Source organism: Micromonospora sp. NPDC049903 (genome assembly GCF_044460945.1).
Classification (GTDB): domain Bacteria; phylum Actinomycetota; class Actinomycetes; order Mycobacteriales; family Micromonosporaceae; genus Micromonospora.
Window position 1 is genome coordinate 1 of the sequence record NZ_JBITKL010000056.1, and the last position, 4,465, is coordinate 4,465.

Here is a 4,465-nt window from a genome sequence, read left to right on the forward strand (position 1 = left end):
CTGACGGCAACTGTCCAAGATTGACGCGGACTCCACGTGCCGAGGCCGCTACGGGCGCTCGGAGAGCTGGGTGACGAACGCACGCCAGGAGCCGGGACCGAAGACCAACACCGGCCCGGCCGGATCCTTGGAATCGCGTACGGCCACCACACCCGACAGGTTGTCGGCCACCTCCACGCAGGCACCACCCTGCCCGTTGCTACGAGTGCTCTTGCGCCACCGGGCGTCAGTCAATTCCATGTCTCCGCCACTTCCGCGATCAGATCGAGGGACTGCTGTTGCGATAGTGCCTCACCCCGGATCGACTCCCAAACCTCGACCATCTGCCGCAGATAGTCGGCACGGTCCACCACCTGCCCGTGGAGCTGTCCTTCCTGATAGACGACGTCCTCCCCATGCGGCGGACTGGCGATCACGAATGGGCCGTTGATCCCGGGATAGGCGCCGGCCGAGAGCGGAACAACCTGGATCCGGAGCCGGGGCACGGTCGCGCCGAGCTTCACCAGGTGGCACAGTTGCTCCCGCATCACCTCCGGTCCACCGATCCGCCGACGCAGCACGTACTCGTCGACGACGGCGGTGAACATCGGCGGACGCTCGCGGGTCAGCACGGTCTGCCGGTCCAACCGGGTCGTCACCTGCTGCTCGACCTCGTGCGGCGCGAACAGCCCACCGCCGGTAAGCAACGTGCGGGCATACGCCTCGGTCTGCAACAACCCCGGCACACACAGCGGCTCGAACCAGCGCAGCGCAGTGGCCTCCGCCTCGATGCCGGGCCAGTCCCGGAACCACGGCACCAGGATCTCCCGGCTGAGTCGGCGTTGGATGCGCTCGAAGCGTCCGTCGGTGCCGAACACGGCGTCGCAGCGGCGGGCGAAGTCCAGGCTCGGCTTCCGCTCGCAGGTCTCCACCTTCGCCACCAGCGCCGCCGAGTAGCTGAGCGCCTCGGCCAGCGCGGTCTGCGACATGTCGGCGGCGGCTCTGACCAGCCGTAACTCCTCCGCGAAATGCTCCAGCATGGACGAGCGGTCCACGGACACCCTCCGTACATCGTCGTACCGCCTGGGGACGGCTCGGGACTCGCTCGTCGTCACCGCGCCAAGCCTCCCACCGTAGTCGCGTCCTCACCAGACTGTCACGCAGCGGGACCGCTCACGGGATCGGACGGCGGGCGGAACCAGGCCGGGGCGTCGGCGTACCCGACTCGGCCGGCGCCCCATTCACCTCGACGGAGGCCCCCATGCGATTCCGGTTCTGGCGATGCCCGCACCCGACAGTCCCCGTCCCACTCCCCCGGCACGGAGCGCACACCAGCCCTCTGCCGGCCGCCCTCGCGCTGCCAACGGCCGGGCATGCCCCTGCCGTGCGGCCTGCCTGGGCGAGCGCCCCGACGGAGATACTTCCGCTCAACGGGCCGGGACCTCTGGGGTGGCTCACCCTCGCCGGACGGTGGCGGGCCAATGCCGGACGGTGGATGTCGTCACCCCACGGGAGCAGGGAGCGTTGATGCCCCGTTACCGCCCCCACGTCGCGGCCCGACCGTCCTGGCGGTGCCGGGTCTGCGGTGCCCGTTGGCCGTGCTCGCCGGCCCGGCTGGCGTTGCTGGGCGAGTACCGGGAGAACCGCACCGGCCTGCTCATCTACCTAGGCTCGATGATGTACGACGCCGCCGCAGACCTGTCCGGCAGTTCGTCACCGGAAGCCCTGGCCGCCCGCTTCCTCACCTGGGCCCGCCCCCGCTGACCCACCCCACACCGCCCCGCCGACCCCATGCCATCCGATCGCACACTGCCCTCGCACCACCCGGCCCCTGCCGATCAAGGAATTGTGGCACCCGAAAGATTGCGCTTTGCCCTCTTTTATCCTCGCCACAAGTCCATGATCGACGCGAGTGGCCGCCCCGACGGACGGCGAGGACAGCCGCCGGAGCAAAGGCGGGGCGGCGGGGCGGCGGGTGGACCCGGGAGCGGCGGGTCAGAGGTCGGTGGGGGTGGTGGCGGCGCGGGCGGCGGCGACGAGGTGGTCGGTCTCGGCGAGTACGTCCGGGGCGTCGGTGGGGGTGCCGGGGTCGTAGCGGACCATCCAGGTCAGGCCGTCGACGCCGGACACCCGCCGGCCGACGATCCGACCGGCGCCACCGGGAACAGCGTGGTGCTGGGTGTACGCGACCGACTTGGTGACCCGGGCCCGGATCTGGTGCGGCAGCTCACCGGGATCGAGCAGCAGGTAGCGCTCGGCCGGGCAGTCGGCGACGACCACGTACCCGTCCCGCTCGGCGACCTGCTCGCCGGGGGTGACGGTCAGCTCCCGGCCGGACCAGACCGCCTTGACGATGTCGTGCCAGCCGATCCGGTGGCCGCGCCCGGGCAGCCAGAGCCCCAGGTTGGTGGCCACCACCACGCCGTCTCCCTCGCCGTTGCCGGCGGCGGACCAGGCCAGCACCCGCTCGTCGCGCTCCAGTGGTGGCCGGTCGGCCTGCGGCAGCTTGCGTCGGCGGCGGAACAGTCCCATTTCTACAGCCCTCCTGCCGCCTGCTCGCGCAGCGCGCGGGCGTGCTGCTCCAGCGACAACAACTCGCCGAAGGTGGCGAAGTACTCGTCCTTGTTGTTGACCGGGTTGATCCGCTGGATCCGCGACTTGAGGTCCCGGATGCGGGCGGTGACCGAGCCCCACTGGAGGCGGGCCATGGTGATCGAGACATACCTCGGGTCGGGCTCGCCGTCGATCCGCAGCGGCTCCACGGCCAGCTCACCGACGAGGGCCTGGGCCGCCAGGTCGGTGCAGGCGTCCCGGACCGACTCGATCCACACCGCGCCACCGGCCGCCGAGGCGGCACCGCCGGCCTCCGTCACCGCCTCCCGGACCACCACGTGCACCGGGTGCCGGTAGTCGTTCGCCTCGACCGCATCGAACATCGGCCCGGCCAACGCCGGCTCCTGGAGAGCGAGCTTGAGGGCTTCCCGCTCGACCATCGACTGCGGACTGTCCACCGCCGGTTCGGGGCGGGCGGAACGCGTCGGCGTGTCCGCCGGACGTCCCGAGGCGGCGGCCAGCACCGCGCGCTGCACCGGCTCGATCTCCATGCCGAGGTCACCGGCGAGCTTGCGGACGTACTCGGGACGCTTTTCCTGGTCCTTGAGCTTGGCCACCAGCGGGGCCGCCCGGCGCATCGCCTCCACCCGGCCGTCCACGGTGTCCAGGTCGAAGCGGTTGAGCATGTGCCGCAGCGCGAAGTCGACGAGCGGCTCGCGGCGGGCCACCAGGTCGCGTACGGCCAGATCGCCCTTTGCCAGGCGCAGCTCGCACGGGTCCATGTTGTCCGGGCTGACCGCGATGAAGGTACGCCCGACGAACCGCTGGTCGTCCTCGAAGGCCCGCAGCGCGGCCTTCTGCCCGGCGGCGTCCCCGTCGAAGGTGAAGATGATCTCGCCGGCCACCGCGTCGGTGTCCAGCAGCAGCCGGCGCAGTACGCCGATGTGGTCGGCGCCGAACGCGGTGCCGCAGGTCGCCACGGCGGTCGGCACGTCGGCCAGGTGGCAGGCCATCACGTCGGTGTACCCCTCGACCACCACCACTCGGCCCTGCTTGGCGATCTCCCGCTTGGCCTGGTCGATGCCGTAGAGCACGTGCGACTTCTTGTAGATCGGCGTCTCGGGGGTGTTCAGGTACTTCGGGCCGTCGTCGTCCTCGAAGAGCTTGCGGGCGCCGAAGCCGATCACGTCGCCGGTCAGGTCGCGGATCGGCCAGAGCAGCCGACGTCGGAACCGGTCGATCAGGCTGCCCGAGCGCGCCGGTCGGGACAGCCCGGCGGTGACCAGCTCGTCGTGGGTGAACCCGCGCTGACGCAGGTGTTTGGTGAGCGGGTCCCAGCCCTCCGGAGCGAAGCCGCAGCCGTACCGTTCGGCGGCGGCCCGGTCGAACCCCCGCTCGGCCAGGAACTCGCGGGCGGTACGCGCCCCGGCGGTGGTGAGCTGCCCGGTGTAGAACTCCACGGCGGCGGCGTGCGCGGCGACGAGCCGCTGCCGCTGGCCCTGCTGCGGGCGGGCACGCGGGGCGGACCGGTCGTCCTCGATATACCGCAGTTGCACGCCGGCCCGTTCGGCGAGCCGCTCCACCGACTCGACGAAGCTGAGGTGCTCGGCGTCCATCAGGAACTTGATCGCGTCGCCGCCCGCGCCGCAGCCGAAGCAGTACCAGACGTTACGGGCGGGTGAGACGTTGAACGAGGGAGACTTCTCGTCGTGGAACGGGCAGAGCCCCTTGAGGTTGCCGCCGCCGGCCGACCGGAGCGTCACCGTGTCGGAGATGACCTCGGCGATCGACGTACGCTCGCGGACCAGCGCGATGTCCTCGTCCCGGATCCGCCCCGCCATGTCGGCCACCTCCTCGGGCTACATCCTGCCCTGCCCCACCGACGGTGTAAGGAAGGGCCCCCTACTAACGCCTGCGGTATAGCAGGGGTCCC

Annotated in this window: 5 protein-coding genes; 1 reads left to right on the forward strand and 4 read right to left on the reverse strand. The window is 71.1% G+C overall.

Going from position 1 to position 4,465, the window contains the following annotated elements:
* Positions 1-48 precede the first annotated feature (48 nt).
* Both ACIBO1_RS32170 and ACIBO1_RS32175 read right to left on the reverse strand, forming a co-directional pair.
* Positions 49-240: a DUF397 domain-containing protein gene (locus tag ACIBO1_RS32170; protein ID WP_396753058.1), complete on the reverse strand. Its 192-nt coding sequence runs from the start codon at positions 238-240 to the stop codon at positions 49-51.
* Positions 231-1,034 carry a Scr1 family TA system antitoxin-like transcriptional regulator gene (locus ACIBO1_RS32175; RefSeq protein ID WP_396753060.1) on the reverse strand — a complete coding sequence of 268 codons (804 nt, stop codon included), beginning with the start codon at positions 1,032-1,034 and terminating at the stop codon, positions 231-233. The genes ACIBO1_RS32170 and ACIBO1_RS32175 overlap by 10 nt, the downstream gene beginning before the upstream one ends.
* A gap of 472 nt (positions 1,035-1,506) precedes the next feature.
* On the opposite strand from ACIBO1_RS32175, the gene ACIBO1_RS32180 reads away from it, so the two are divergent.
* Positions 1,507-1,743, forward strand: coding sequence for a flavin reductase (locus ACIBO1_RS32180; protein WP_396753062.1), 237 nt, complete (start codon positions 1,507-1,509; stop codon positions 1,741-1,743).
* Between the two features lie 231 nt (positions 1,744-1,974).
* Here the strand turns inward: ACIBO1_RS32180 and ACIBO1_RS32185 are convergent, their stop codons facing one another.
* Both ACIBO1_RS32185 and dnaG read right to left on the reverse strand, forming a co-directional pair.
* Complete coding sequence (locus ACIBO1_RS32185) at positions 1,975-2,511, reverse strand: hypothetical protein (protein ID WP_396753063.1); 537 nt, start codon at positions 2,509-2,511, stop codon at positions 1,975-1,977.
* A 2-nt stretch (positions 2,512-2,513) separates the two neighbouring features.
* Complete coding sequence (gene dnaG / locus ACIBO1_RS32190; RefSeq protein ID WP_396753065.1) at positions 2,514-4,373, reverse strand: DNA primase; 1,860 nt, start codon at positions 4,371-4,373, stop codon at positions 2,514-2,516.
* Between the last annotated feature and the right edge of the window lie 92 nt (positions 4,374-4,465).

Bases quoted from the DNA above. Each gene is read 5' to 3' on its own strand.
- ACIBO1_RS32185 (WP_396753063.1), bottom strand. From the start codon at position 2,511: ATGGGACTGTTCCGCCGCCGACGCAAGCTGCCGCAGGCCGACCGGCCA.
- dnaG (WP_396753065.1), bottom strand. From the start codon at position 4,373: ATGGCGGGGCGGATCCGGGACGAGGACATCGCGCTGGTCCGCGAGCGT.
- ACIBO1_RS32180 (WP_396753062.1), top strand. From the start codon at position 1,507: ATGCCCCGTTACCGCCCCCACGTCGCGGCCCGACCGTCCTGGCGGTGC.
- ACIBO1_RS32170 (WP_396753058.1), bottom strand. From the start codon at position 240: ATGGAATTGACTGACGCCCGGTGGCGCAAGAGCACTCGTAGCAACGGG.